Annotated in this window: 27 protein-coding genes; 11 read left to right on the top strand and 16 right to left on the bottom strand. The window is 42.7% G+C overall.

Going from position 1 to position 26,777, the window contains the following annotated elements; all coding sequences use genetic code 11:
* Positions 1-222: 222 nt before the first annotated feature.
* The 3 genes from BLS28_RS00835 to BLS28_RS00845 all read left to right on the top strand — a co-directional run bounded on the left by BLS28_RS00835 (position 223) and on the right by BLS28_RS00845 (position 2,110).
* Positions 223-1,167, top strand: coding sequence for a hydroxypyruvate isomerase family protein (locus BLS28_RS00835; RefSeq protein WP_091162340.1), 945 nt, complete (start codon positions 223-225; stop codon positions 1,165-1,167).
* Between the two features lie 35 nt (positions 1,168-1,202).
* Positions 1,203-1,754 carry a GNAT family N-acetyltransferase gene (locus BLS28_RS00840; RefSeq protein WP_091162342.1) on the top strand — a complete coding sequence of 184 codons (552 nt, stop codon included), beginning with the start codon at positions 1,203-1,205 and terminating at the stop codon, positions 1,752-1,754.
* A 140-nt stretch (positions 1,755-1,894) separates the two neighbouring features.
* Positions 1,895-2,110 carry a hypothetical protein gene (locus BLS28_RS00845; protein WP_090526601.1) on the top strand — a complete coding sequence of 72 codons (216 nt, stop codon included), beginning with the start codon at positions 1,895-1,897 and terminating at the stop codon, positions 2,108-2,110.
* Between the two features lie 76 nt (positions 2,111-2,186).
* On the opposite strand, the gene BLS28_RS00850 is transcribed toward BLS28_RS00845, so the two are convergent.
* Entirely contained in the window at positions 2,187-2,846 is a 660-nt protein-coding gene (locus tag BLS28_RS00850; RefSeq protein ID WP_091162345.1) for a YdeI/OmpD-associated family protein, read from the bottom strand.
* 101 nt (positions 2,847-2,947) lie between these two features.
* On the opposite strand from BLS28_RS00850, the gene BLS28_RS00855 reads away from it, so the two are divergent.
* On the top strand, positions 2,948-3,625 hold the full coding sequence (locus BLS28_RS00855; protein ID WP_091162347.1) for a GNAT family N-acetyltransferase: 678 nt from the start codon (positions 2,948-2,950) through the stop codon (positions 3,623-3,625).
* An 83-nt stretch (positions 3,626-3,708) separates the two neighbouring features.
* Here BLS28_RS00855 and BLS28_RS00860 read toward each other — a convergent pair whose 3' ends face one another.
* Positions 3,709-4,239: an RNA methyltransferase gene (locus tag BLS28_RS00860; RefSeq protein ID WP_091162906.1), complete on the bottom strand. Its 531-nt coding sequence runs from the start codon at positions 4,237-4,239 to the stop codon at positions 3,709-3,711.
* 113 nt (positions 4,240-4,352) lie between these two features.
* Positions 4,353-5,519: a galactokinase gene (locus BLS28_RS00865; RefSeq protein WP_091162349.1), complete on the bottom strand. Its 1,167-nt coding sequence runs from the start codon at positions 5,517-5,519 to the stop codon at positions 4,353-4,355.
* Between the two features lie 179 nt (positions 5,520-5,698).
* Between BLS28_RS00865 and BLS28_RS00870 the strand changes: the two genes are divergently transcribed.
* Complete coding sequence (locus BLS28_RS00870) at positions 5,699-5,989, top strand: YciI family protein (RefSeq protein WP_091162351.1); 291 nt, start codon at positions 5,699-5,701, stop codon at positions 5,987-5,989.
* 134 nt (positions 5,990-6,123) lie between these two features.
* Here BLS28_RS00870 and BLS28_RS00875 read toward each other — a convergent pair whose 3' ends face one another.
* From BLS28_RS00875 to BLS28_RS00905, 7 genes are all read right to left on the bottom strand, one after another.
* Positions 6,124-6,522 carry a hypothetical protein gene (locus BLS28_RS00875; RefSeq protein WP_091162353.1) on the bottom strand — a complete coding sequence of 133 codons (399 nt, stop codon included), beginning with the start codon at positions 6,520-6,522 and terminating at the stop codon, positions 6,124-6,126.
* A gap of 115 nt (positions 6,523-6,637) precedes the next feature.
* Positions 6,638-7,501 carry an aldo/keto reductase gene (locus BLS28_RS00880; RefSeq protein ID WP_091162355.1) on the bottom strand — a complete coding sequence of 288 codons (864 nt, stop codon included), beginning with the start codon at positions 7,499-7,501 and terminating at the stop codon, positions 6,638-6,640.
* A gap of 194 nt (positions 7,502-7,695) precedes the next feature.
* Complete coding sequence (locus tag BLS28_RS00885; protein ID WP_091162357.1) at positions 7,696-8,100, bottom strand: DUF1761 domain-containing protein; 405 nt, start codon at positions 8,098-8,100, stop codon at positions 7,696-7,698.
* Between the two features lie 171 nt (positions 8,101-8,271).
* A complete protein-coding gene (locus BLS28_RS00890; RefSeq protein ID WP_091162358.1) occupies positions 8,272-10,995 on the bottom strand; it encodes a hypothetical protein in 2,724 nt (907 codons plus the stop codon).
* A gap of 158 nt (positions 10,996-11,153) precedes the next feature.
* On the bottom strand, positions 11,154-12,095 hold the full coding sequence (locus BLS28_RS00895) for a hypothetical protein (RefSeq protein WP_143020663.1): 942 nt from the start codon (positions 12,093-12,095) through the stop codon (positions 11,154-11,156).
* Between the two features lie 75 nt (positions 12,096-12,170).
* Positions 12,171-13,109 carry a hypothetical protein gene (locus tag BLS28_RS00900; protein ID WP_091162362.1) on the bottom strand — a complete coding sequence of 313 codons (939 nt, stop codon included), beginning with the start codon at positions 13,107-13,109 and terminating at the stop codon, positions 12,171-12,173.
* A gap of 73 nt (positions 13,110-13,182) precedes the next feature.
* Positions 13,183-14,124 carry a hypothetical protein gene (locus BLS28_RS00905; RefSeq protein ID WP_091162364.1) on the bottom strand — a complete coding sequence of 314 codons (942 nt, stop codon included), beginning with the start codon at positions 14,122-14,124 and terminating at the stop codon, positions 13,183-13,185.
* Positions 14,125-14,220: 96 nt separating this feature from the next.
* Here BLS28_RS00905 and BLS28_RS00910 point away from each other — a divergent pair, with 96 nt between their 5' ends.
* A complete protein-coding gene (locus tag BLS28_RS00910) occupies positions 14,221-14,688 on the top strand; it encodes a CYTH domain-containing protein (protein WP_091162366.1) in 468 nt (155 codons plus the stop codon).
* Positions 14,689-14,695: 7 nt separating this feature from the next.
* Here BLS28_RS00910 and BLS28_RS00915 read toward each other — a convergent pair whose 3' ends face one another.
* The gene (locus tag BLS28_RS00915) at positions 14,696-14,989 is read right to left on the bottom strand and encodes a hypothetical protein (RefSeq protein WP_129569773.1); all 294 of its coding nucleotides are present in this window, start codon (positions 14,987-14,989) and stop codon (positions 14,696-14,698) included.
* 330 nt (positions 14,990-15,319) lie between these two features.
* Here BLS28_RS00915 and BLS28_RS00920 point away from each other — a divergent pair, with 330 nt between their 5' ends.
* Complete coding sequence (locus BLS28_RS00920; protein WP_091162370.1) at positions 15,320-15,658, top strand: ArsR/SmtB family transcription factor; 339 nt, start codon at positions 15,320-15,322, stop codon at positions 15,656-15,658.
* Complete coding sequence (locus tag BLS28_RS00925; protein WP_091162372.1) at positions 15,655-16,080, top strand: SRPBCC family protein; 426 nt, start codon at positions 15,655-15,657, stop codon at positions 16,078-16,080. Before BLS28_RS00920 ends, BLS28_RS00925 begins: the two co-directional genes overlap by 4 nt.
* Before the next feature lie 117 nt (positions 16,081-16,197).
* Here the strand turns inward: BLS28_RS00925 and BLS28_RS00930 are convergent, their stop codons facing one another.
* From BLS28_RS00930 to ppnP, 3 genes are all read right to left on the bottom strand, one after another.
* On the bottom strand, positions 16,198-17,676 hold the full coding sequence (locus BLS28_RS00930) for a glutamate synthase subunit beta (RefSeq protein WP_091162373.1): 1,479 nt from the start codon (positions 17,674-17,676) through the stop codon (positions 16,198-16,200).
* Positions 17,677-17,679: 3 nt separating this feature from the next.
* Entirely contained in the window at positions 17,680-22,197 is a 4,518-nt protein-coding gene (gene gltB, locus BLS28_RS00935; RefSeq protein ID WP_091162374.1) for a glutamate synthase large subunit, read from the bottom strand.
* Positions 22,198-22,731: 534 nt separating this feature from the next.
* Positions 22,732-23,013, bottom strand: coding sequence for a pyrimidine/purine nucleoside phosphorylase (gene ppnP, locus BLS28_RS00940; protein WP_091162376.1), 282 nt, complete (start codon positions 23,011-23,013; stop codon positions 22,732-22,734).
* A 164-nt stretch (positions 23,014-23,177) separates the two neighbouring features.
* Between ppnP and BLS28_RS00945 the strand changes: the two genes are divergently transcribed.
* The 3 genes from BLS28_RS00945 to BLS28_RS00955 all read left to right on the top strand — a co-directional run bounded on the left by BLS28_RS00945 (position 23,178) and on the right by BLS28_RS00955 (position 24,996).
* Positions 23,178-23,744, top strand: coding sequence for a DUF6252 family protein (locus BLS28_RS00945; protein ID WP_143020664.1), 567 nt, complete (start codon positions 23,178-23,180; stop codon positions 23,742-23,744).
* Positions 23,745-23,777: 33 nt separating this feature from the next.
* Positions 23,778-24,146 carry a hypothetical protein gene (locus BLS28_RS30700; protein WP_176844330.1) on the top strand — a complete coding sequence of 123 codons (369 nt, stop codon included), beginning with the start codon at positions 23,778-23,780 and terminating at the stop codon, positions 24,144-24,146.
* Positions 24,147-24,444: 298 nt separating this feature from the next.
* Positions 24,445-24,996: a sugar O-acetyltransferase gene (locus tag BLS28_RS00955; RefSeq protein ID WP_091162380.1), complete on the top strand. Its 552-nt coding sequence runs from the start codon at positions 24,445-24,447 to the stop codon at positions 24,994-24,996.
* 148 nt (positions 24,997-25,144) lie between these two features.
* Here BLS28_RS00955 and BLS28_RS00960 read toward each other — a convergent pair whose 3' ends face one another.
* Together BLS28_RS00960 and BLS28_RS00965 are read right to left on the bottom strand one after the other, a co-directional pair.
* Positions 25,145-25,930, bottom strand: a complete 786-nt coding sequence (locus BLS28_RS00960) for a DUF817 domain-containing protein (protein ID WP_091162382.1) — start codon at positions 25,928-25,930, stop codon at positions 25,145-25,147.
* Positions 25,931-25,933: 3 nt separating this feature from the next.
* A complete protein-coding gene (locus BLS28_RS00965; protein ID WP_091162384.1) occupies positions 25,934-26,704 on the bottom strand; it encodes an oxygenase MpaB family protein in 771 nt (256 codons plus the stop codon).
* Positions 26,705-26,777: the final 73 nt, after the last annotated feature.

Raw genomic sequence — 26,777 nt, forward strand, 5'->3', positions numbered from 1 at the left:
CTGTGGTTAATTTTTTTGTTATGACAATTAAAATACTAAAAGGTTCAATCACTCCGGGCTACCGCCACGAAATAGTTACAATGTAACGACTATATACTATTACGGGCCGGCAAGTTTAAGGGGTTGCATAATCCGATTAATTGTGATAGTAAAAAGCCTTGTGCTGTTTAATTAACTGTCACAATGACTATATTTAGCCAGTAAACCAACCCAAAAAACCTCATGAAACGCAGAAACTTTGTTCAAAGCTCGGTACTGGCCGGGGCTTCACTTTTTACCACAGGTGTTTTAAAAGCCTCCGCGCTTACCGGTTGCGCTCAACCTACAGGAGAAGTAGCTGCTGTAGTCGGCGATAAACCTTTTAATCTTAACTATGGTATTCATGACGGCATGTTTAAAAGCCATGCAGGCGATGATTTTATCGACCAGATAAAATTTGCTTACGATAAAGGTTTCCGCGCTATTGAGGATAACGGCATGAGCGGCCGACCGGTTGAGCAGCAAAAAAAGATAGGTGATACGCTGGCGAAGCTGGGCATGGCAATGGGCGTTTTTGTGCAGCCAGGCTTGGGCAACGATAGTAACATGCTGGCAACAGGCAATGCCGACCAGGTTGAAAAGTTCATCGCCTCCTGTAAGCAGGCGGTTGAGGTAGCCAAACGCATAGGCAGCAAACTGGTTACTGTAGTCCCCGGCGATTTTGCGCGGAAACTCCCTATCGGCGTGCAAACAGGCAATGTTATTGAAGCCGTAAAAAAGGGAGCTGCTATACTGGAGCCGCACGGCGTTATTATGGTTTTGGAGCCGCTAAGTGATAATCCAGATCTGTTCCTGCGTACACCCGACCAGGCTTATGCCATCTGTAAGGCTGTGGGAAGTCCGTCATGTAAGATCCTGTATGATATGTATCACGTTCAACGTAACCAGGGTAATATTATCCCGACACTTGATTTGGTTTACGATGAGATAGGCTATTACCAGATAGGAGATAACCCCGGCCGTAAAGAACCGGGAACCGGCGAGGTTAATTATAAAAACATATTCAAACACATTTATAATAAAGGCTATAAAGGCGTAATGGGTATGGAGCATGGCACAGCCGGAACAGGAAAAGAAGGTGAGCTTGCATTAATTAAAGCGTATCGCGAAGCGGACAGTTTTATTTAAAATGCCGCTATTGCAGCCGGTTATTAACATTATTTATGCTTAGTCCCAACTTTAATCCGTTTCCTGTTTTGGTAACTGAGCGCCTTATATTAAGGCGTTTTACCCGTGATGACGCTGCCGATTTGTTTGAAATGAGATCGAACGAAACCGTGATGCAGTACATTCATCGGCCAATCAACAAAACCATTGATGATGCCATTTCGCTGATAGACGTGATAGAAGACCTGCTTGGCAAAAACGATGGTATTACCTGGTGTATCTGCCTGAAAAACAATAATAAATATATTGGGAGCATAGGTTTTTGGCGGATAGAGAAAGACAGTCACCGTGCCGAGATCGGGTACCTTTTAAACCCGGTATACCAGGGGCAGGGGCTCATGCAGGAGGCAATAACCGCCGCTATCGACTATGGTTTTAATGTGATGAAACTGCATTCTATAGGAGCTTATGTAAGTCCGGCGAATTTCGCATCAATTAAATTATTGCTCAAAAACAATTTTGTGCAGGAGGCTTATTTTAAGGAAGATCATTTGTATAACGGTCGTTTTGAGGATACGATGGTTTATTCGTTATTAACACAAACTTAAATCTGTTAACAAATTATTTATCCCAGCTATTTTTAATTAAAAAAAAATGATGCATGTTTACGCATAGAAACCAATTATACCTGTGCTGAAAACAATTCAGTTTAAATGGGGTTAACATTAAAAAACAAAAGAAACTTATCATGGCAACAGAAAAAGGAAGTGGCATCACCGCTTATTCAGTGAAAACAAAAACTAAAAATGTACCGATGATCAATCCCGTTATCGACGTAAAATCGGGCAGGTACATTGCAACAGGAACTGACAGTGAAGGTAACAAAATGGCTGCCATCATGGGCAAAGCAACTGCCGAAGAGCATATCAAAAATGGTAATGCTAAAAAAGGCTCTGGCTGGTAAATAAAACTAAACATAAAAATGCCCTGTATTTGTTGAAAATGCAGGGCGCTTTTGTTTAGTAACCATTTGAAACTTTCTATTTATCCGAAGGATTCTTCTTTTTATTCTGCAGCATTTCCACCATTTTAGTTAAGCGGTCCTGGCGGGTTTTTTCCTGTTTGGCTGTAAGGATCCAAAGTACATACTCCTTTTTATGGCTGTAAGCCAGCGATTGAAAGTAGTCAAGCGTTGCCGGATGTTGCTCCAATGTTTCTTTTAAGTAATCAGGGAGGGTTACTATTTTATTATCCACGTCAATATAATCGCCGTACTCATTATTTCGTACAGCCTCATTTCGTCCTTCAGAAACTTTTACAGATTCAACCGGCCGAAAGCGTAATGCAGTCCATACTTCGTTAACAGCAGCTGATGCTACAGGCCGTAAGCCGTACAGAGCCGGGGCGTCCCAACTGCTCATCATTTCCAGATCTGTTTGGATACTTGAACTTTTCTTAGGGTAGATAATCCAGAAAACAGTATCGTCTTTAAGTAAGGGGGTGATTACCTTAAGTTCGGATGTCAGTTCTGTACTGTTGGTCACAAATAGCTGGATACCGTTAAATTCGCCTTCGGTGTTAAATACAAGGCTGGCATTATCCGGCAGGGGAGACAAGCTATCCTGGTAACCTGCGGGCGCATTTTGCAACAACCAGCGTGAATTTGGTTTGATCAGCAGTTTTTTAGCAAGGGCATTCATTGTAAACGTTTTATAATGGATAAAGCTAATGTAAGCAATAAATTAAAATTGAATGACAAGCCCAAACCCTGCTGCATGGTATTTTTAATAGCTTTGCCTTGATGGAACATGTACTTGATAACCCGGCCTGGAACGCCCTTAGCACCGGTAATAAAGCTTTTGCGGGCGGTAATAATATAGTTAAATATTTCCCGAAGAAGGTTTCGCCTTTTGTTGCTATTCCTGAAATATCTGCTGAAAATTTTAACCTGCTTTACGATATAATTCCTTTTGAGAGCCATTTTATCTTTATTGCCCCGCACGATATTGTGATCCCGGAGCAGTGGAAAATAGTACATTACCTGAAATGCCTGCAGATGGTTTTTGAGGGAGAAGTACCTGCTAATTTTGCTGATGAAGATTTGCTACCGCTTACAGCTCAACATGTGCCCCAGATGCTTGAACTTACCCAATTGACCAATCCTGGTCCCTTTATAGAGCGAACTATTGAGTTTGGACATTATCACGGCATATTTGATGGCGATAAGTTGGTTGCTATGGCCGGTCAGCGTTTAAACCCTGCACCTTATGCCGAGATTAGCGCTGTTTGTACACATCCCGATTATCTGGGGCGTGGTTATGCCGGAAAGTTGTTGTTAAATCAAGCTAAACGCATTAAAACTGCTTCTGAAATTCCATTTCTACATGTGAAAAGTGAAAATGAAAGGGCTATTAAAGTGTATGAAAAGCTCGGTTTTGTAACGAGGAAGGAAATGTCGTTTTATGTGCTGAGGAAGTAACCCCCTCTAAATCTCCCCCGAGGGGGGAGACTTTAAGAAGCATTTTTTAAGCCCTCTCCTTTGGAGAGGGTTTGGGTGAGGTTCTATATCGCCATTTTGGCAAAAAAATCCCAGAGCACTATCCCTGCCGATACTACAATATTAAACGAATGCTTGGTGCCAAACTGGGGGATTTCGATACAGGCGTCAATCGCTTGCATTACTTCGTCGCTTACGCCGTTTACCTCGTTGCCAAAAATCAGGGCATATTTGCCATCTTCGGCAGGTTTAAACTCGTGAAGCATGGTGCTGTTTTCGGCTTGTTCAATGGCTATGATTTGGTAGCCATCGTTACGTAATTGTTCAACAGCCTGCAAAGGAGTTTCGTAATAAGTCCAGTTTACTGATTGGGTTGCGCCAAGGGCTGTTTTTTCAATTTCGCGGTGAGGGGGCTGGGCTGTAATACCACAAAGGCAGATTTGTTCAACTGCAAAACCATCGGAGGTGCGGAAAATAGAGCCGATGTTGTGCATACTCCGCACATTATCCAGCACTACTGCTACCGGCAATTTATCCTGTGCTTTAAATTCATCAACCGTAGCCCGGTTCAGCTCGTCCAATTTTAATTTGCGCATACTCTTTAGTTCATGGTTCATAGACCGTAGTTCATAGCCAATATTTGTTTAATAACAGGCTATGAACCATGAACTATCAACTATGAACCAAATGCAAAAATACAAAAAAGCGGTTAGTTAGCTACTGAAGCCAGTTCGCCTACACCATCGCCAATAAGCGAGCTATAAACTGAAGGTGCATAGCCAATTTTTTGCGTGTAATATTCGGTTACTTCCTTGCTGAATTTGTCGAAAGCATCACCTTTTACCAATGCTATAGCACAACCGCCAAAACCTGCTCCCGTCATACGGGCGCCCGCAACATCAGGGTTGGTTTTGCTGTATTCGGCAACCGCGTCCAGTTCAACACCGCTTACTTCATATAAATCGCGCAGGGAATCATGTGAGGCGTACATCAGCCTGCCAAATTCGGTCAGGTTGTTATCTGCAAGGGCTGTTGCGGCCAGTTTTACACGGTCGTTCTCTTCAATTACGTGTTTTGCGCGTTTCAGCACAACCGGATCGGTTATCAGGTGTTTGTATTGTTCAAAAGTAGCGCTATTGATCTCGCAAAGATATTTAATGTCCAGTTGCTGTTGCAAGGCCATTAGGGCTGCCTGGCATTCTTCTACGCGTTCGTTGTATTTTGATTCGGCCAGTTTGCGGGGTTTATTAGTGTTGATAATGGCAAGTACATAATCGCCAAGATTGCTGTCAACCGCCTGGTAATCCAGGGTATCGCAGTTAAGCATCAGGGCTTTGTTCTTTTCGCCAAAGGCAACTGCAAACTGGTCCATGATACCGCAGTTAACACCTATAAAGTTGTTTTCTACATCTTTTGACAGTTTAACCAGGTCGAGCTTGCTGTAGCCGCTGTTAAACAGGTCGTTAAGTGCATAGGAGGTAACCACCTCGATTGAAGCTGATGATGACAAACCTGAGCCAATTGGGATATCGCCATAAAATAGCATATCCAGGCCTTTTAACGGATGACCATCCTTTATAAAGCGGTCAATAACACCGATAGGAAAGTTAAACCAGTTTTCACCGGTTTTTTCATAACTGATTTGCAGCGGAATATCTTTTTGCTCACTAAAATTTAAACTCCTGAACCGGAAGATGCCATCCTCATTAGGGGAGGTTAGTAAATAAGTACCAAAAGTAATAGCACATGGCATAACCAAACCACCGTTATAATCAATATGTTCGCCAATAAGGTTTACACGACCGGGCGAAAAGTACGCGTTGTCTGCTTCTTTGTTAAAGATCTTAATAAATTCCTGGTGCAAATTATTCTTCATTATTCAGGTTGGTTTTTCGGAAAACAAATATTGTAAAAATTGTCAACTTTACAGTTATAAATTTAATTTAATTTTTAATTCATTTTAATGGGATAGTTTTGCAGATATTCGGATCTGATAAAACATGCAGGCGCCAAAGCTGCAGGCATGTATTTAAGTACCAATTAAAATAGATATCCATGAAACAATACCTCGTTACCGCCTATGATTATACCGATGCCGAAGCATTTGAACGTCGGTTAGGTGCCCGCCCTCATCATCTTGATGGTGCCAGGGCTTTAAAAGCCAATGGTAATTTTGTGTTAGGAGGAGCTATGCTGAACGAAGAAGGCAAGATGATAGGCTCAACCATGATAGTACAGTTTGAAACCGATGAAGAGATGGAAGCCTGGAAACAAAATGATCCGTATGTTACTCAAAAAGTATGGGAAAGCGTTGATGTAAAGCCCTTTAAAGTGGCAGACGTTTAAGCCGGTTTGCAGTTATTAGTGTACAGTTTGCAATGACGAAAAGAAGCTCCGCTGTTCGAAGTCAGAGACTTCGGACAGCGAATATCACAGAATGTCAAACAGATTTTCACTGCAAATTCAAAACTGCCCACTGCCTACTGTTCCGACCATCTGCTCATTTGCCAGTATCCCTGAGCATCTTTGGCATAAAAAGCAGTATAACCCTTGCCCTGCATCGTAAAATTAAAATCAAACTGGTTTACCGAACTGTCTTCCGGCAAAAAATTGGCGACTACATTATCAGCTACCGCGGCTATCATAGCACCGAAGTCATCCTGTGCCTGTTCCTTAGCCTGGGTGCTCGCCATAAAATCATTAAAAGTTTCAAACTCGTAAGCTTCGTTGCGGTGTTTCCTTGCTGCATTAAAAGCCGCTTCGGCCCATTGTTGTTTGTAGGCTTCCATGGCGTTGAGCAGGTCTTCGGCTGATATTTCAGGCAGGCCATCCTTGCCTGTAGTGTTATAGTTGTTTAGTATTTCTTCTTTACTTTTCATTCAGGACTAATGTTTCATAATAGCTGCCGGTGTTCATCCTTTTCAATTTGATTCAAAATTAAAAGGATGCCAAATTAATGACATCCTTTTAATTTTAGCTCTTCAAATGTTTTATTTATACTTCAGACAGGCTGTTCAATACATCTATATCATCATCTGACAGCTGAATATCGGCGGTTCTCATATTCTCCTCCAAATGTTTAACACTTGATGTGCCGGGGATAAGCAGGATGTTTGGCGAATGATGCAATAACCAGCTTAATGCCACCTGGTGAATGGTAGCATCATGTTTGGCCGCAATACGGCTTAATATGTCTTCGCCCTGTACGTTGCCGCCGCCAAGCGGGAACCATGGAATGAAGGCGATGTTATGATCGCGGGTGTATTCCAGTTCGGCCTCCCATTTGCGGTTATCAACGCTGTACATGTTTTGTACTGATACTACTTCAAAGTATTGCTGGGCCAGCTTGATATCGTCGACGCTTACTTCAGATAAGCCTATATGCCTGATCTTACCTTCCTGCTGTGCTTTTTGCAAAAACTCAAATGATTTTTCGGCTGGAACTTTAGGGTCGATGCGGTGTAGCTGGTACAGATCTATACGATCAACCTGGAGGCGTTTCAGGCTGCCTTCAAGAGCTTCCTTCAAATGCTTTGGCGAAGCATCCACAGGCCATTCGTTGGGACCGGTACGTAATAAGCCGCCTTTGGTACCTATCAGGAGGTCGGTAGGGTACGGGTGCAGGGCTTTGGCAATTAATTCTTCCGATACATTTGGCCCATAACTATCGGCCGTATCAATGAAGTTTACGCCCAGCTCGACAGCGCGTTTTAATACACGGATGCTTTCGTCTTTATCTTTCGGCGGTCCCCAGATGCCAGGACCTGTAATACGCATTGCGCCGTAACCTAAACGATTAATGGTAATGTCGCCACCAATGGTGAATGTCTTTTCAAATGAACTTGTTGTGCTTGCCATGGTAATGTATTTTGGATTGACTACTGTAAAGTTCAACTAAAAATCACCAGTATTGTTCATAAAATGTATAACATCAATGTCATTTTGAATCTACACCAATTGCACTAATGGGTGTAAATAAATTACACGAATTAACGCTCGTTGACTATTTGTGTAATTCGCATAAAATCGTTTTCTATTAGTGAATAATCATCCTATCTCCAGGCACCTAATATCAACCCCATCAGGGTTAAAGACACTACGCTATAGCCGCCGTTTATGAATATCAGCCGCCAGCTTTTGAGCTCAAAAAGGCTGTGGATTGCAATAGCGCAGAATGTCCAGATACCGGCAAGGAAACCTGCTGTAGCTCCCCAGGCAAGATCGGTTTTTGCATCGGCTAAAAACATAGCAAGGTTAACAGCCATAATAATTGAAAAGAAAGCTGTGAAGCCAAAGGCCCTGCCTTTGTTGGAAGCCTGTAATTCGGCACTGGTTAGTTTATTATCTGCCATCCATGCATTGGCAAACAGGGCAGGAGAGTACCAGATACCGCCAACTAAAAACGCGGATAATGCTGCAACCATAACGGCCAGCCAGTTGATAAGTTGAAAATTCATGATGATAATGTTTAAATTAATTGGTTGTACTAATATAAACTATTAATAGGTAAAAGCTGAATGCACAAGGCTTAAAGCTTTTAAAAAAAACACTGAATAGGTATAAATGGAAAACCCTGATTGCTGCTTAAGCGATCAGGGTTTTCAAAATATAATAACCGGGGTTGTATCTTATTTTACGTTATAATGTATCACACTTCGGCCGATATTACCTTCGGCGTCAATCCCTTCAATTATAGCACGGTATGAGCCGCGCTGATCGCTGTTAAAGAAGCTGATGGTTGCAGTGCCGGTTGCTTTATCGGTAATTACGTTAGGTTTCCAATAAATAGTATTACGTAAGTCGCCGCCAAGTGTGCCTGCTTTGGTTACATCATATTTAGGCGAGTAAAACTCTTTGGCTTTAGTGTAACCCTGCACTGCAAAAGTGATCACATTTTGTTTGGGGATAAGTTCCTGTAATTGTGCGAGGGTTATCTTTTGTTTTTTAACAACCTTTTTGTTAATCACCAGTACGCCCTTGGTTTGGGTACTACGGTTAATGCCGCTTACCCCATCATTTAAAAAGATCTCCACAGATTCGACCTCGCTCGATGGGATGCTCGATAAAAAGTTGGCATCAACAGGCAGGCTGCCTACATATACCTGCACCGGGGTGCGGCCGCCGGCATTGTAATCGCGGGTAACGTAAAAATTGTTGTCGATATATGTAAGGCCCATTGCCATGGTTGATAAACAGTTTAACAACAAAGGGCAGCCCTGTAATTGCTGTGCAGATACTTCATGATCGGCCTGCATAGGTAAACCTGAGAACGTGCCATAATCAGCATGGCTGGCTTTTTTTACGATCTTGGTTGATTTTACAACAACTTCTTTTATGGTACGTGAGCTTTGATATTGCTTATAGCTGTTTTGTAAATAAGGGCGGAAAGTACTGTCAATGTTCAGGATCTCATCGGGAATGTTGTTGTTTTTGCTCAGTTTTTGATAAGCTTCGCCATTAACCGATATGACCATGTTGCGTCCGTTAGGATTGTTGCGGGCACTCAGTGTAATTTTTGATGTATCCGGCACATTCACGTTTGAGAATTTAAAATTGCCCGACATATCGGTAATTGTTTCTGCCGAAAAGTTTTTATCTGGAATCAGCAACCTTAAGCTGCCTTTGGCTACCGGGAGACCTGCATTGGTCCTCAATGTTCCTGTTATGTCAATGCCTTGCTCCGGCATAAGGTATATAGGCGGATTTTTGTCAGCCAGTATATCCTCATAATCAAAACGACGGTAACCCTGGGTAAGCATCAAAATATCCAGGTTGGCCAGTTTTTCATCATCGGTTTTATTGAAGTAATAGTTCGGTTTTTCGATGTATCCTTTCAGATCGGAGGTGAGCAGCATATTACTCAATATGGTTGATTCTGCATCTTCATTTGACGGTACTGTACCATCATCAACAACAGCTACCGAAAAGCTGCCTTCGGCCGGGGTTGTATTGTTTTTTGCCGATACAGTGATCTTAACGTTGCCCCTTGTAGTGTATGATGGTTTATCAGTTTTAAGGGCCAGGTTCATCTGGTCGTTATGCTGAATAAACACAATCCGTTCGCACAGAGCATATCCGCCCGATGAAAACAACGTTACCTGCACAATACCCGTAGGGAACTTACTTTTAGGGATATTGGCCGAATAAACCGTGCTTTGTAGTACAGTTTGCGCTGCATAGTAAATAACACCGCCGCTTTGCGCTACCAGGTAAAAACTTTTGTTTTGTTTGCGCTGAAAAAACAAATCGTTAGCCGATATTTTTACAGTGAGATTGGTTGGATCATTGTTGTAAACGGCAATATTTATTCCCATTGATTGTACGCGAGGCAAATTATAGGTAGCCTGTGATCCATCGGGGAAAGTAATGTTTGCTTTGTACGATCTTTCGATGTCAGGAGTGATAGCGAAGATGCCCATTCCTAAATGAGCACTGCTGATCTGGGCAACCTCAGCGCCTTTATCATCAACAATGGTTCCTTTGATATCTACGCCCAGTCCGCTTGAGGCTATAGCCTTAAAAGCAACTTTAGTGCGGATCCCGTTGGTTAGCTGCCCTCCTTCCGGAAAAAACTGCACATCATAGCCTTTAACGGCTGTACGCATAGAAAAGCTGCTGCTGATAGTTTTACGGTCGCCAACGTCAATGGATGTAACCAGGATACCGCCGGTAATTACATCGGCCTGGCTTTCGGGCAGGTCAACCTGCAATACGCCTTTATCGTCTGTAACGCCGTGGCCTTTGCTTACGGGGTCGCCGTTTTTCATCAGTTGCCAGTTTACTTTTTTGTTGGCATACGGACTGTTGTCCGGCCCTTTGTAAAGGATGGTGGCATCAACTTTAACGCCAGTTCTTTTGCTTGAACTTTTATAAGTGATGTTGGTGCGTACCTGGTTATCTATGGCATTGCCAACACTAAAAGTATGGTCATAAAAATAATCCGGGTCAAAATTACGCATCCAGTTGGTGTAGCTTCGCAGGCGGTAAGCTCCCTGTTTATAAGTATCGCCGTTAAGCACAATGTTACCACTTGCAAAACCGTTTGTAACTGCAATGCGCTGACTCTCAACTACGGAATCGCGGTTGTTAATCAGGTCGACGTAAACTATACGGCTTAGTGCTGATGGCTGGCGCTTTTCAATGGTTACATAGGCTTTAAACCAAATGGTATCACCAACAGCATAATAAGGTTTATCTGTATGCAGGTAAACTTTCTCGATAGGGTAGCTGCTGATAAACTTGCTTGTTTTTTCGATTATGGTTGTTAGGGGGATGCTATCCTGCTGGGCAAAAACAGATGCGCCAAATGCGGTTAACAGGCATAATAGGAGTAAAAATCGACGTATGATCATCAATATAAGTTAAAGAAGTAACAGGGGCTAATATAAACATTTAGCCGTATTGCATTTTTAGCGGCTGTTTATTTAACACTTTTTTACAAATGCTTTTTTTAGCCGCTTGCGAAAGTTAAACGCTAAAAGCTATACACTTGTAAAAAATAGCACAATTGTTACTTGGCTGCAGTTTTGGCCTTGCCCTCAACATGTACCGAGACGATGCTTGAGTGGATGATGCCCAGGGTAGTACCAGGCTTTACATTAAGGTAAAATTTAAAGTAGCTGTCCACAACCGCTTTTGAGGTATGGATATAATCAGCCTCTCTTTCCTGGTCGCCGTTAAATCCAACAAGCGGGGCGCCGTAGTACAACTTGCCCTTATCATCAACATACATGGTGAAGGAAAAATAGAAATCCTTATAGGCATTTTTGATCACAATGTCGTAAGTAGGGTCGAGGTAGTCATCAGAGTTGTCGAAATTATTAAGTATGTCCGGTTTGGTAGTGCGGCGGGACACTGTTACCAGCGGGCTTTTGCTGGTTATAATAGCCGGCTGTCTGGCTGCAAAAGCCTTGGTATAATCTGCGGTTGCTTTAGCGGCAAGCGAACGGATGAATACAGTATCGGCATGGCTTGGCCTTCTTAATGTAGTGGTATCGGTGTGCAAAACGTTTTTTACATAATTATCGGCAAAAAAGCGCATGAACACCTTGGTGCCTTTAACATCAAGTGAATCCCCTTTCTGGATCAGGATCTCCATGGTTATGCTGTCCTTATTGATCTGCCTTATCTTTAACCATGAACGCGCTGCGTTGAAGATTGAATCATAGCCACGTGTTAGCGGGAAATTAATAAAAGCATTTTTTGTTGGACTGAAAATGCTTATCGAATCTTCTGAAACAAATTTTAGCTTCCATTGTGGCTCCAATTGATAACCGTATTCGTTAAACGAAAGACCGTTTTTTTGACGCCTGGATACTTCGGAATAATTGATGCCATTGTAAGGTTTAAAGGAGATCAGCTCTCTTTTCTTTTTACCTGAAGGACCGCTGCCGCAACCTGAAATAAAGGCAGATATGATGAAGAGCAGCCCAAATGCTGCCGTTTTTAACATTTTGAAATTGATAAGTAGCATTGCTGCTAAAGATATAGATAATTTGATAAATGGTTAAAAAATGGACCGATATCATTACAAGCTACTTTTGCCGGTAACGTTTACTGCAATCTCGCTGGTATGCACAATGCCAAGCGTACTGCCCGGCTTTACATCAAGATAAAACTTGAGGTAAGTCTCCATTACGGCTTTTGAAAGATGGGTATTGCTTACCCTTTGAGTTTCTTCGAAAAATACCCGTAGGGGTTTACCATAATGCATCCGCCCCACGGGGTCAACAAAAATTGAGAACGAATAGTAAAAGTTTGCATAGGCTTTATCAATGGTAATGTCAAACTCGGGTCGCATATAGTCGGATGGATTAAAATTGTTGAGCATGGTTGGCTCGGTATGGAGTTTTTTTATTTTTATCCGGTTGCTGCTGCTGCTAAGCTCGACCGGTTGCCGCGCTGCAAAGGCTTTTTCAATGTTTTTGTTGGCAACGTCGGCTAATCGCTTTATATATATCGAGTCTTTGCGGTTTGGGCTTTTACATTTACTCAAATCACCGTGAAGTGTGTTTTTAATATAATTATCGGCATAAAAAACCATATAAACCTTTGCGCCACGGGTATCAACCGAATCGCCGCGGGCTTTAAGCATTTCGATGATCATGCTATCCTTAGTCATGGTTTTAACTTTTAACCAGGTGCGGGCGGTATTAAAAACAGAATCATATCCGCGGGTAAGCGGAAAATTGATGAATTGTTTTTTAGCCGGGCTATAAATCTTTGTTGAGTCATCGGAAACGAATTGCATTTTCCATTGCGGCTCTAATTGATAACCGGAGTTATTAAATGACAGCCCATTATCTGATCTGCGCGCTATCTCTGTATAGCTGATACCCAATACAGGTTTAAAGGAAATCAGGTCTTTTTCGCCATTGTGTTTAACAATGTTACGTTGTTTGCAGCCCATGCAAAGCAAAGCCAAAACGATGCAGGTTAATTTTGCTATAGGTTTGTTAGTTATCATATAGGTATTTGTTAAATATATGACGTATTATGAACGCTAAAATGAGGAGGTTACATAACCCCGTGACTTAAATCTACACGCCCCGGTTTCCTGTAACATGAACGGCTATCTCGCTGGTATGCACTATACCAAGTGTTTTACCGGGAATAAAGTTCAGGTAGTATTTAAGGTAACTGTTCATTACCGCTGTAGAGAGGTGAATATAATTTTCCTCGTAGCTTTTTTCTGTAAATACCGTAAGGGGTTTTCCATAATGTATTTGCCCTGCCGGATCAATAAACATGGAGAATGAATAGTAAAAATTGCTGTAGGCTTTATCGATGGTAATATCAAACTCGGGGTTCATATAATCATAAGAAGTATCGAAGTTGTTAAGCATGGTTGGCTCTGTATGGCGTTTACTAAAAGTAACATGCGGGCTTTTGCTTTCGAGTTCAACAGGTTGTCTTGCGGCAAATGCTTTGGTAAAATCTTTATTGGCTGCATTGGTTAATGATTGTATGTAAACAGAGTCTTTTTTACTCGGGCTTTTGCATTTGCTTAAATCGCCATGAAGTACATTGTTTATATACTTATCCGCATAAAAAACCATGTAAACTTTAGCGCCGCGAGTGTCAACCGAATCTGCATAGGCCTTTAGCAATTCAATGATCATGCTGTCTTTTGTCATGGTTTTAACTTTGAGCCAGGTGCGGGCCGTATTAAAAATAGAGTCATAACCACGGGTAAGGGGAAAATTGATGAACTGTTTTTTTGTTGGGCTATAGATGCTGGTCGAATCATTTGAAACAAATCGCATTTTCCATTCCGGTTCTAACTGGTAACCAAAATGGTTAAATGATAGCCCGTTTTGTGAACGCCGCGCAATTTCGGTATAGCTGATGCCAAAGACAGGTTTAAATGAGATCAGATCTTTTTCGCCGTCATGTTTAACAATGTTGCGGTGTTTACAGCCAAGGCAAAACAAAGTCAATACAATGCAGGTTAAATTTGTAAAAGGTTTAGCAATTAGCATATAGGTTCGATATATTATAAATATATGATATTTACCAACTCCCAAATGTTAAATAATGCTAAAATTGCAGATTGTAAGTAAATCTGATATAAGCTGATGGCAATTGAAATAGAACGTAAATTTTTGGTAGATCAGGAGAAATGGCAGCTGGTAACAAAGCCTGAGGCAATGCATTTCAGGCAGGGGTACATTTTTAGTGATGAAAAGAAAACAATTAGGGTGCGGGTTACTGATACAGAAGCATATATCACTATAAAAGGGAGTACAGCAGGTTTTAGCCGGAGCGAGTTTGAATACACTATTCCCGCAACCGATGGCGTTCAGTTGCTTGATAATTTTGCCACTTCCGAGTTGGAAAAATACCGCTACCGCATTACTTATGCCGGTAAACTTTGGGAAGTTGACGAATTTTTAGGCGATAACCAGGGCTTACTGATGGCCGAAATTGAACTTGGCAGCGAGGATGAAGAGTTTGAACTGCCGCCATGGGTAACAACTGAGGTAACCGGCGATGATCGGTATTATAATGCCAGGTTGAGCATTTATCCTTTTAAAAACTGGTAGCAACTTTTCAGGCGCATTCCGGTAAGCCGAGCAGATAGTCGGGTTTCGATTCGTCGTAAACGGTCTTAACATACTTGTTGCCCTTGGGACAAAGAGCAGGGATCAAGCTGGTTTTATTGCCTTTGTCATCAATAATGTAAGCCTCACCATCCTCATGTTTTATCCAGTCATAAAGTTTCGACCTTTCGGTGAGGCCTTTTACATTGATCCGCTCGTTGATCCATTCAAGTGAGTCGATGGCCACATACGGGTTATCGTGCGGTGCGCTGTCGGTTTTTATAGATACTATACGTACTGCCATTGTATTAAATTGCATTAAACATTCAGGTGGATAAAAATATGGTAAAAAGCAATACCCCGAAATAGGTATAATCACCCAATTTTCACTACGTAAAATTACCTATGGTATAGGCGCTGCCGCTTGCTAACCATATCGCTTATTTGGCGAATAATGAAATGATTTGAGGATAGGGGTGTATTGCATATGCTTGTAAATAAGTATGTTGTAAGTAAAGTAGCACCCTGTAGGTGCGTGTTGCGTCTTTTTAAGAAAATTAAAATAAATATTGCGTAACCAAATGGTTTCATTTATATTTGTAACCGAACGGTTTCATGTTTCCGTTCTGTTACTATGCGAAGAGATGTTTTCCAGGCCATCGCCGACCCAACCCGCCGTGAGATCATTAACCTGCTGGCCAGCCGGCAAATGAACCTTAATGCCGTGGCCGATAATTTTGATATCAGCCGGCCGGCCGTATCCAAACACATAAAAATATTAACCGAATGCGGTTTGCTCATTATTAAGCAACAGGGGAGGGAACGCTATTGCCATGCCGATTTGAAACAGTTAAAGCAAGTTACAGACTGGGCAGAGCAATACCGCCGGTTTTGGACGCAGAAGCTGGATGCCCTCGACGCTTTTTTAACCGACGAACAAAATACAGATAACCATAAAAACAGCAAACTATGAGCACACAACCATTTGTAATTGAACGTGTTTATTCGGCGCCCATTCAAAAGGTATGGGAAGCCATTACCGTTAAAGAAAAAATGAAAGAATGGTATTTTGACCTTGCCGAATTTAAACCCGAGGTAGGATTTGAATTTGAATTTACGGCGGGAGATAAGGATAATTTTCAATACCGTCACCTGTGCCGGGTAACTAAAGTTGTTGAGGGCAAAACCATTGCTTATACCTGGCGATATGATGGCTATGAAGGCGACTCGGAAGTTACGTGGGAACTTTTTCCTGAAGGGAATGGCACCAAATTAATCCTCACCCATAGCGGTCTGGAAACTTTCCCGCCGTTGGATTCCTTCAAAAAAGAAAATTTTGTTGCCGGCTGGACACATATTACAGGTATTTCGCTTAAAGAGTATCTGGAAAAGTAAAAAACAACAAAGCCGGGCGTTTGCCCGGCTTCATAATTAAAACAATATGATAAGGAGATATCTACTTTGTAAGTTAAAAATAACTAACCTCTAATCTCAAACCTCCAATCTCTAACATTAAAACACCTGGTCGAACTGGTTAACAGCGTCTTTACTTTCCAGCAGAGAGTGGCCCATTAAAAACTCGTCAACCTTGCGGGCAGCTTCGCGGCCTTCAGATATAGCCCAAACTACTAGTGATTGTCCGCGGCGCATATCGCCTGCTGTAAACACTTTGCTTACGTTGGTACGGTAGACACCCTCTTTCGCTTTAACGTTTTTACGGTCGTCAATTTCAACGCCAAGCTGGCTGATGAAAGTATCATGCTGTGGATGTAAGAAACCCATAGCCAGGAATACACGCTGACAAGGGATTTCACGCTCCGAACCTTCAACTATATGGAATTTTATCGGACGACCCATAAAATCCTGTTCCCATTCAACATCAACTACTCTCAGGGCACGCAGGTTACCTTCTTCATCGCCTAAAAACTCTAAAGTATTAACACCCCAGAAACGGTCGGCACCTTCCTCGTGTGAGCTGGTAGTTTTCAGTACCATTGGATAAGTAGGCCATGGCATATGCTGTGTACGCTGAGCCGGCGGCTGGAACATCACCTCAAATTGTTTGATCGATGCAGCACCCTGACGGTTTGAAGTACCCACGCAGTCCGACCCGGTATCACCACCGCCAATTACCACCACGTCTTTACCTGTAGCTATAATATCTTCGGCAGTAACCTCAATATTGCTAACACGTTTGTTTTGCTGTTTCAGGAAATCCATTGCAAAATGGATGCCTTTTAACTCACGGCCCGGAATGTTAAGGTTACGCGGAATAGTTGAACCGCCTGCTAAAATCACGGCATCGTTGTTACGTACCAGTTCATCAGCGACTACGTTTACACCAACCTCGCTGTTGTATTTAAATACAACGCCATCTTTTTCCATTACTTCAACGCGGCGCTCAACAACCCATTTTTCCAGTTTAAAATCGGGGATGCCATAGCGTAATAAACCACCTGCACGGTCATCACGTTCGTAAACGGTAACGGTGTGGCCAACTTTCACCAGTTGGGCTGCTGCAGCAAGACCCGCAGGGCCCGAACCTACAACGGCTACCTTTTTGCCCGTTTTAACAAGCGGTGCAGTTGGTTTTACAAGGTTTTTCTCATAAGCGATCTCGATGATGTGGCGCTCAATTTCCTCAATAGCAACAGGCGGCTTGTTGATGCCTAACACGCATGCAGATTCGCATGGGGCAGGGCAAATGCGGCCCGTAAACTCAGGGAAGTTATTAGTTGATGATAATATATGGTAAGCTTCTTCCCAGTTTTTACGATACACGGCGTCGTTAAACTCAGGAATGATATTACCAAGGGGGCATCCCGAATGGCAGAAAGGGATACCGCAATTCATACACCTGGCCGATTGCTGGTTAAGCTTCTCTTCAGTATATAAATTCACAAATTCGTTATAGTTCTTAACGCGTTCAGCAGCCGGAACTTTTGATGGAAGTTCGCGATTAAACTCCTGAAATCCTGTAGGTTTTCCCATTTCTTAGCCTATGGTTTGATATTGTAATTTCTCTAATACTTTTTTATACTCTCTCGGGAATACTTTCACAAACTGGGTTGATGCTTCATTCCAGTTGTTTAGTATCTTTTGCGCCAGCTTGCTGCCGGTTAAGGTGATGTGTTTACGCAGCAGGGTGAGGATCTGCTCTTCGTCTTGTACACTTAGCGGATCAAGGTCAACCATTTCGGTATTGCAGTTTTCTGCAAACGTACCTTCAGGATTGTAAACCCATGCTATACCTCCGCTCATACCGGCTGCAAAGTTGCGGCCTGTATTACCAAGGATAAGCGCACGACCACCGGTCATGTACTCGCAACCGTGGTCGCCGATACCTTCAACAACAGTGGTAGCGCCAGAGTTACGTACCGCGAAACGCTCGCCGGCCATACCGCCTACAAACAATTCACCCGATGTAGCACCATAAAGGGCTACGTTACCAATGATGATATTATCTTCAGGTACGAAGGTTGCGTTAGCTGCCGGATAAACGGCTATCTGAGCGCCCGAAAGACCTTTACCTACATAGTCGTTAGCTTCGCCTTCCAGCTCGAAAGAAACACCTTTAGTGGTGAATGCCGCAAAGCTTTGACCGGCAGAGCCTTTGAATTTGAAGTTAATGGTATTGTCAGGTAAACCTGCAGAACCATAAACTTTCGAAATCTCGTTTGATAACAAGGTACCGATGGTACGGTCAACGTTGATCACATCAAATGAAGCAAATACCGGGGTTTTATCTTCAATAGCAGGTTTAGCAGCTTCCCATAGTTTCCAGTCAAGGATATTGGCCATGCCGTGATCCTGTGATTCACTGTTGTACAAGGTCATACCTTTGGTGTTGGTAACCGGGTGCAGGATGCCGCTCAAGTCAATCTTTTTGGCTTTCCAGCTTTGCAGGTTATCTTTCACTTTCAGGAACTGTACGCGGCCAACCATTTCATGAATAGTACGGAAACCAAGCTCGGCCATGATCTCGCGTAACTCCTCAGCCATAAAGCGGAACAGGTTAACGATATGCTCAGGTTTGCCCGAAAATAATTTGCGCAATTCAGGATCTTGTGTGGCAACACCTACAGGGCAGGTGTTCAGGTGGCATTTACGCATCATGATACAGCCGCCTGCAACAAGGGCAGCAGTAGCTACACCCCATTCTTCGGCACCCATCAGGGCTGCGATTGCCAAATCGCGACCAGTTTTCAGTTGACCGTCTGTTTGTAGTACCACACGGCTGCGCAGTTTATTACGTACCAGTGTTTGGTGAGCTTCGGTTAAACCAAGCTCCCATGGCAAGCCAGCGTGTTTGATAGAGCTTATTGGCGATGCACCGGTACCACCGTCATAACCTGCAATCAGGATTACGTCTGCGTGTGCTTTGGCAACACCGGCTGCAATAGTACCTACACCTGCTTTTGATACCAATTTAACGTTGATACGGGCTGCGCGGTTTGCATTTTTAAGGTCGAAGATAAGCTGTGCCAAATCTTCGATAGAGTAAATATCGTGGTGTGGGGGAGGAGAGATCAAACCTACGCCCGGAGTAGAGTGACGGGTTTTAGCGATCCAATCGTCAACCTTATGGCCCGGCAGCTGACCGCCTTCACCTGGTTTAGCACCCTGTGCCATTTTTATCTGTAACTCATCGGCATTGGTAAGGTAGTTTGAAGTTACCCCGAAACGGCCTGATGCTACCTGCTTAATAGCCGAACGTAATGAGTCGCCGTTTGGCAATTTGTCGTAACGCATTTCGTCCTCACCACCTTCACCTGTATTGCTTTTGCCGCCAATACGGTTCATAGCGATTGCCATTGTGCTGTGTGCCTCGTGCGAGATAGAGCCGAATGACATGGCACCTGTAGCAAAACGCTTCATGATGCTTTCTGCCGGTTCAACCTCTTCAATGCTGATTGATTCGCGGTGGTGGGCAAAATCAAGTAAACCACGGATGGTGAAGTGCTTTTCAGTTTGCTCGTTAACTACCTTAGCGTAGTTTTTATATACCTCGTAGCTATTAGTACGTGTGGCGTGCTGTAACAGGTGAACGGTAGTAGGATTAAACAAGTGGGCTTCGCCTCGGCGTTTCCACTGGTAGATACCACCTTCAGGTAACAGGTTGTCAGCTCCTTTAGCTTCAAAGCCCATTTTGTGTTTGCAAAGTGCTTCACGGGCAATTTCATCGAGGCCTAAACCGCCTATGCGGGTAACTGCACCATGGAAGTATTTGTCAACAACGGTCTTATTTATGCCAAGGATCTCGAATACCTGCGCGCCGTGGTATGACTGTAAGGTTGAGATCCCCATTTTCGAGAAGATCTTCAACAAGCCATCGTTAATAGATTTAACGTAGTTATTCCGCAGCTTTTTGATATCGTAGCTGGTTTCAAGGCTGCCATTATCTTTAAGGGTTTCAATAGTTGAAAGCGCCAGGTACGGGTTGATAGCTGTAGCACCAAAGGCCAGTAAGCAAGCAAAGTGGTGTACTTCCCAGGCATCGCCGGTTTCAACAACCAGGCCAACAGCACCGCGGCGGCCTTTGCGGATCAAATGGTGGTGTACTGCTGATACAGCCAGCAGGGTAGGGATAGGGGCATGCTCAGAATCAACCGCACGATCCGAAAGGATCAATACCTCGAAGCCGTCATCAACAGCATCTTCGGCGTAGCGGCAAAGGCGTGCAATGCCTTTTTCCAGTGAGCCTGGCAGGCCATCAGCCTTAAAGTAAGTTTGCAAAGTTTTGGCGTGGAACAGGCCGGTATCGATACTGCGCAGTTTTTCTAACTGGTGGTTTTTCAATATCGGGTGTTTCAATACCACGCAATGGCAATGCATTTTGTCTTCATCTAACAGGTTGCCATTGTTACCGATAAAGGTAGCAAGGCTCATCACCAAACGCTCACGGATCGGGTCGATTGGCGGGTTGGTTACCTGTGCGAAAAATTGTTTGAAATAGCTTGACAGGTGCTGAGGTTTGTCCGAAAGGATAGCCAAAGGCACATCGGTTCCCATTGAGCCTACAGGCTCTTTGCCATCAAGGGCCATCGGTTTAATGATGGTGTCGATATCCTCGCGGCTGTAGCCAAATACCTGCTGGTAACGGTATACAGAGGCTTCAGACAAGCTGGCGAAAGCCAGGCGCGGTTCTGAAAGCTCGCTCAGGTTAATTTTATAATTCTCTAACCAACGGCCATACGGCTGTTGTGATGCAATTTGTTGCTTGATCTCTTCATCAGTGATGATGCGGCCTTTTTCAGTATCGATTAATAACATTTTACCAGGCTGTAAGCGGCCTTTGCGTAAAACGGTGCTTTCGTCAATAGCTAAGGTACCGGCTTCAGAAGCTGCTATTACACGACCATCATTGGTGATCACGAAACGTAGCGGGCGCAAGCCGTTACGGTCAAGCAGGGCACCTACCAGTTTACCATCGGTAAAGGTAATAGCGGCAGGTCCATCCCATGGCTCCATCAAAGTAGCGTGAAATTCGTAGAACGCTTTTTTAAGCGGATCCATGGCTTCGTTGCCATCCCATGCTTCAGGTACCAGCATCATCATTACATGTGGCAATGAACGGCCGGAGTGCAACAATATTTCAATGATATTATCCAGACAGGCAGAATCCGACTGGTTGTTATCAATCACCGGCAACAACATATCCATTTCTTCGGCAGTAAAGTACGACGAAGCGTATGATTTCAGGCCGGCATAAAACCAGTTTAAGTTACCTGTAAGGGTATTGATCTCGCCGTTATGCGCAATTAAGCGGAATGGTTGGGCCAGTTTCCATGAAGGGAAAGTATTGGTAGAGAAACGCGAGTGGATCATGGCAAAGCCCGATGCAATACGCGGATCAGAAAGATCAGTATAGTATTTACGCAGCTGGTAGGTAGTAAGCTGCCCTTTGTAAATAATTGTTTTACAGCTTAATGATGTAAAATAAAAATTATCAGAAGCGCCGGCTACCGTTTCAGTAATGGTTTTGTTGATATACCTTCTGAGCACGAATAATTTGCGTTCAAAATCATCGGCGTTGGTAATATGATGTGGCCTTGCGATATAAATTTGCTCAATATCAGGCTCGGCCTGGCGGGCTGTTTCACCAATAACTGATGAATCAACGGTAAGCTTACGCTCGCCCAGCTTATGTAAACCTAATTTTTCAATAGCATTATTAATAATTGTACGGCAGGCCTTTTTCTGGGCCGAATCTTTAGGTAAAAATATCATACCTACACCATACTCGCCGGGTTCCGGCAGGCTGATCTCAAGGTTTGAGCATTCTTCCATTAAAAACTCATGGGGCAATTGTATTAAAATACCCGCACCGTCCCCGCTCTCGGGGTCGCATCCGCACGCACCGCGGTGTTCCATGTTTTCGAGCATGGTTAACGCGTTATCAATAATTTGGTTGGTTTTATGACCGTTGATATTGGTTATAAATCCCGTTCCGCACGAATCGTGTTCAAATTCCGGTCTGTAAAGACCCTGGTGGCTATCAGTTTGATCCATTGTTTAAATTAAACCGTTTACAATTTTATAAGGGGTGTAACCACGAAGTTACCAAAACTCAAATAAATTATAAAATTTACGGTAATTTTTAAAGATTTCTAAAAAATCAATTATTTAAATCATAATTATTTAACATTATCTCAACAAAAAGAGACAAATATTATGATGTACAAAATGAAAGTACGAAAAAAATTATTTAGAATCAATATAAAGTTATACCAAACTTGTGCAATACATTTATTAAAGCTGACTTTTTAGCTATAACCAAATTAAATTTTGTGGTGTTTCCCTATGTGATTAGTAGGATTTGGGAGGGGAAAAGTCAGGGGGCGGTAAGTCGGCAAGTCTGAAAGTTGAATTTTGAAAGATCTCTTATCAAGGTATAGATAAAGCTCCGGGAGTCAATAGGTCTATAACTTTTGATTTCGAATTATTGTCTGAACTCGAATTTATAGAATTTAAGGAATCAACATGATGCTATGCAAATTCTATAAATTTTCAAAATTTGTTCAAATCGAGTTCAGACAAAATCAACTATCTGTAAGTACACAAATACGAACTCTGCACTTCTGTTTTAACTTTAAATGAAGTATTTGCTTCAACCTCAAATACTTGTCCGTTGGTAAATGTTTGCCATTGGCTTTGGCCTGGTAATAAAGCTTCAAGGCTGCCTTCAATTACGGTCATGGTTTCGTGGCTTGATGTGCCAAATTCATATTCGCCGGGCTCAATAACGCCGATAGTTGAGCGCCCTTGCGGAGTGGTGTATGCCAGTGATTTTACGGCACCTTCAAAATATTCGTTTACGTTGATCATGTTTAAAAATTTCGGCCTAATATGGTTAAATAAAATGAATTGTATTATAATTGGGGCTTAACTATTAAAAGCCGCCGTGCCGGCGAATGTTAAAATATGTGAAAAAAGTAATTTCGGTTGTGATTATTACTTCTTAAACATCGTTATTTGCATAAAATTTATATATGAGGAAAATCCAACTATTAATGCTGTTCGTTTTATCAGCTATAATATTCCAGGGCTGTAAAAAGGACGTTGTTACTTCTGCTTCCACTACTTCCGACCAAATACTTGCCGCAACTATAAATGGTACATCATGGATCCCTGATGATGTTACCGCTACTATAAATTATGATGCTACTGCTAAAACAAAATCATTTAATGTAGTTGGTACTACTGACCTGAAAAGAGTAAAATGGACGATTACTTTAAGTGATGCTAATGCTACCAATGTCAATACTTTTCCGCTGGCTACTTATAAGGTTGATGCTACCAGCAGGGTAAATATGGCTTATTTCACATCAACTAGCGGTACATCCTTTAATCAGGTAGGTGTGGTTGAGCCAGGTTCGGGTTCTATCATAATTACCTCTATAGATCCATCAAAAAATCTGATAACCGGTACCTATAGCATGACCACGAAAAAGGTAAACTATAATGATGATGGTACCATTGCATCTATTGAAACGTCGCAGATATTAGGTGGTACATTCACTAATCTGCCTTATACCTTTACCCAGGTCAGTAATTAAATAAATTAGAAAATATAACATGAACGCCCCGGGTTGCAATATCCCGGGGCGTTCTTTTTTAAACCGATCCGTAATTATTGGCCAGGACTTGGCCTGGTTGGGCTCGACGGATTAGGTGTCGGGCTTGGTGTTGTTGGGTTTGGCGTATTTGGTATAGGGCTTGGGTTAGGCGTATTTGGCTGCGGTGTAGGGTTAGGTGTACTGGGTGTTGGTGAAGGGTTTGGCGTTGGCGCAGGAGTTGGTACCCGATTTGGATCAGTAGGTGTCGGCGTCGGCGTTGGACTTGGCACAGGATCTGTTGGTTTTGGTGTGGGTACCGGCGTTTTTGGTTTCTTTTTATTTTTATCTGGCACAGTATCAGTGGTCAATGTGTACTTTGTTACTGATGCACCGGTATTTTGAGCCTGGTGTTCGTTAGCTAATACCAAAGAGCCGGCTAATGACAGGGCGATAGCTGCGGCTGTTATTCTTAAATTTTTCATATTTTTTCTTTTTATTTATGAAAAGTTAACTATTAATATAACTTAACGAAAAAGGAATGGTTTTTGAAATTTGAAATGAATCCAGGTCCAAACCCATTAACCACACCTGTTGCAGTAAATGACCTGGTAATACAACTTAGAGTTTGTATTGTTGATGAGTTGCCGGTTTAAATATTAAGCACCTATCTTTGCATGTAACCTGCCTGCAAACATTACCTATGACAGAACTTGAAAAAATGACATCCGGCGAACTGTACAATGCCGGGGATGCCGAACTTGTTGCCGCCCGTTCAAAAGCCCGGCAATTGTTTACACAATACAATGCCGCAAGCTATGATGACAAGGAAACCAAAACAGCCCTGTTAAAACAACTGCTGGGAAGCTTTAAAGGCAATATTGATATTCAATCGCCTTTTTACTGTGATTATGGCTTTAATATAATAGCCGGGGATAACCTGTTTCTGAATTTTAACTGTATTATATTGGATTGTGCCCGTGTTACCTTTGGTGATAACGTGTTCCTGGCGCCCAATGTGCAGCTTTATACAGCCTATCACCCGGTAATAGCTGCCGAACGGATCAAAGGCCCCGAATATGCGGCACCTATTACTATTGGCAACAACGTGTGGCTGGGTGGTGGTGTAATTGTTTGCCCTGGAGTTACCATAGGTGATAATACGACAATAGGTGCAGGAAGTGTGGTAACCAAAAGTATTCCGGCAAATGTAGTTGCTGCAGGAAATCCATGCCGGGTAATCAAAGATCTGTGATTTCATTATAATTTCGGAATTTCGATTTCGGATTTGACGGCTTTGGGAGCAAGCTATTTCAGACATACGTAAAGCAGCTGAGAAAAGAAATTTCTTTTATGCTTAGCCCCTTTACTTGAAATTACCGAGCTTGACATTGTGAAAGTGTTCAAGCTGATAACATCGGTAACGGCTTTGTGCTGTCTTTTAATAATTTCAGTTCGGCAACAATGATAAAGCTTACAATTACCAGGAAGGCCCAGGAGCTTATTTTCTGATAATTTACTACTGTCCAGGCATGGTGCTGGTAGGCATAGCGCCAGGCCCCAAGTCGGGTAGCTATATTTTCGGCAAACCAGATGAAAAAGCCTATAAGCATAAATGATATTATTGTTGGTATGCGACAGGCTTTTTCCTGTAAATGAAAAACTACTACCGACTGCCTGAAAAAATAAAGGATCAGCACGCCTATGCCATAGCGGATATCGGGCATAAAATGATTGCTAAAAAAATTAAAGTATATCAAAATACCTATGGTGCGGGCAATATAACGGTTAGGCCAGTTTTGTATTTGCAGGTTAAGCCTCCGCCAGGCCTGGCACATATAGCTGGCAACGCTGGCATACATAAAGCCGCTATATAGCGGAACGCCGCCTATTTTTAGATAAGCAAATTCAGGATAGGCCCATGAGCCGTAGTGAACTTTGAAGAGCTCCATTACCAGGCCCAGCAGATGAAATATGCAAATTACCAGTACTTCATCCTTAGTTTCGATCCCGGTGTAATATAAAGCAGCCTGGATAAGCAGGCAGGCTATCAGCATAAAGTCATAACGGGGCAAAATGCCTGCAAACAAATGCGAAAGTGCCAGCATGGCAAATACCAAAACCGGGAACAGGCAAGAGAGCGCCTGCTGCTGCAAAAAGATCCCGAAATATTTAATAGCGGTTTTCATGGATTAATTTAAAGCATATGCCCGGTCCATTCCCTGGATCTGGATTTTGTATTGCACCGGCAGAAGGGCATCCCTTAAAAACTTTCCGGGTTTAAGGTTTTTTATTGCCTTATATACCTTTAGTACAGGCCAAAGCCAGGCTATTTTACCCAGCGGCAGTTGTTGGCTAACCTGCGTGGGCACGGTTAGCAACTGTGCCTGCTTCAGAATCTGATACCTGGCAAAACCAAGATGTTTTTTATACTGATGATATAAATCGGCAGTGAAAGCGCTGTTAATTAAATTGTGTTCAAGGTGTTCTTTGCGCATTTGAAGATAGTGTTGATAATCTGATGGTATCCCTGTTAGCTGCATTCGTTCGCCAACCCGGTTAAATACATTAAACACTTCGGCTTTTTCGGCTGCGCTAAGAGGCTTTTCCAGTAATTCATATGAACGGATGGACAGATCGATCAACAGGAACAGTACATCACGATAAGCCCAGTCGGGTATTTGGGAACCACGGGCGGTTTCAACACCTTTATGAATGGCATTTATTTTATCAATAGCCTTTAAAGCTTCATCGCGCTCCGAAAAAATGATTTGCCGCGAATAGGCTACGGTGCTAAACAGGCGTGCTAAAGGATCAGCAGGAAGTTTGCCCGTGAAATAAAGCCAGTCGACAGCCTTATTTAAAGCAAACTCGGCTGCGGCCCCGGCGAAAATGAACAGGATGGTATCTGCCTTGCCCCAAATCCTGCGCACTATCGAATTTTCATCTACAAAAAGGTTCATGTTATATGTTTTTTGTTGCTTTTACTTTGTATTTTAAAAGTACTTTGTATTTCAAAGTTATTAAAATGATTTG

Source organism: Mucilaginibacter gossypii (genome assembly GCF_900100945.1).
Taxonomy (GTDB): domain Bacteria; phylum Bacteroidota; class Bacteroidia; order Sphingobacteriales; family Sphingobacteriaceae; genus Mucilaginibacter; species Mucilaginibacter gossypii.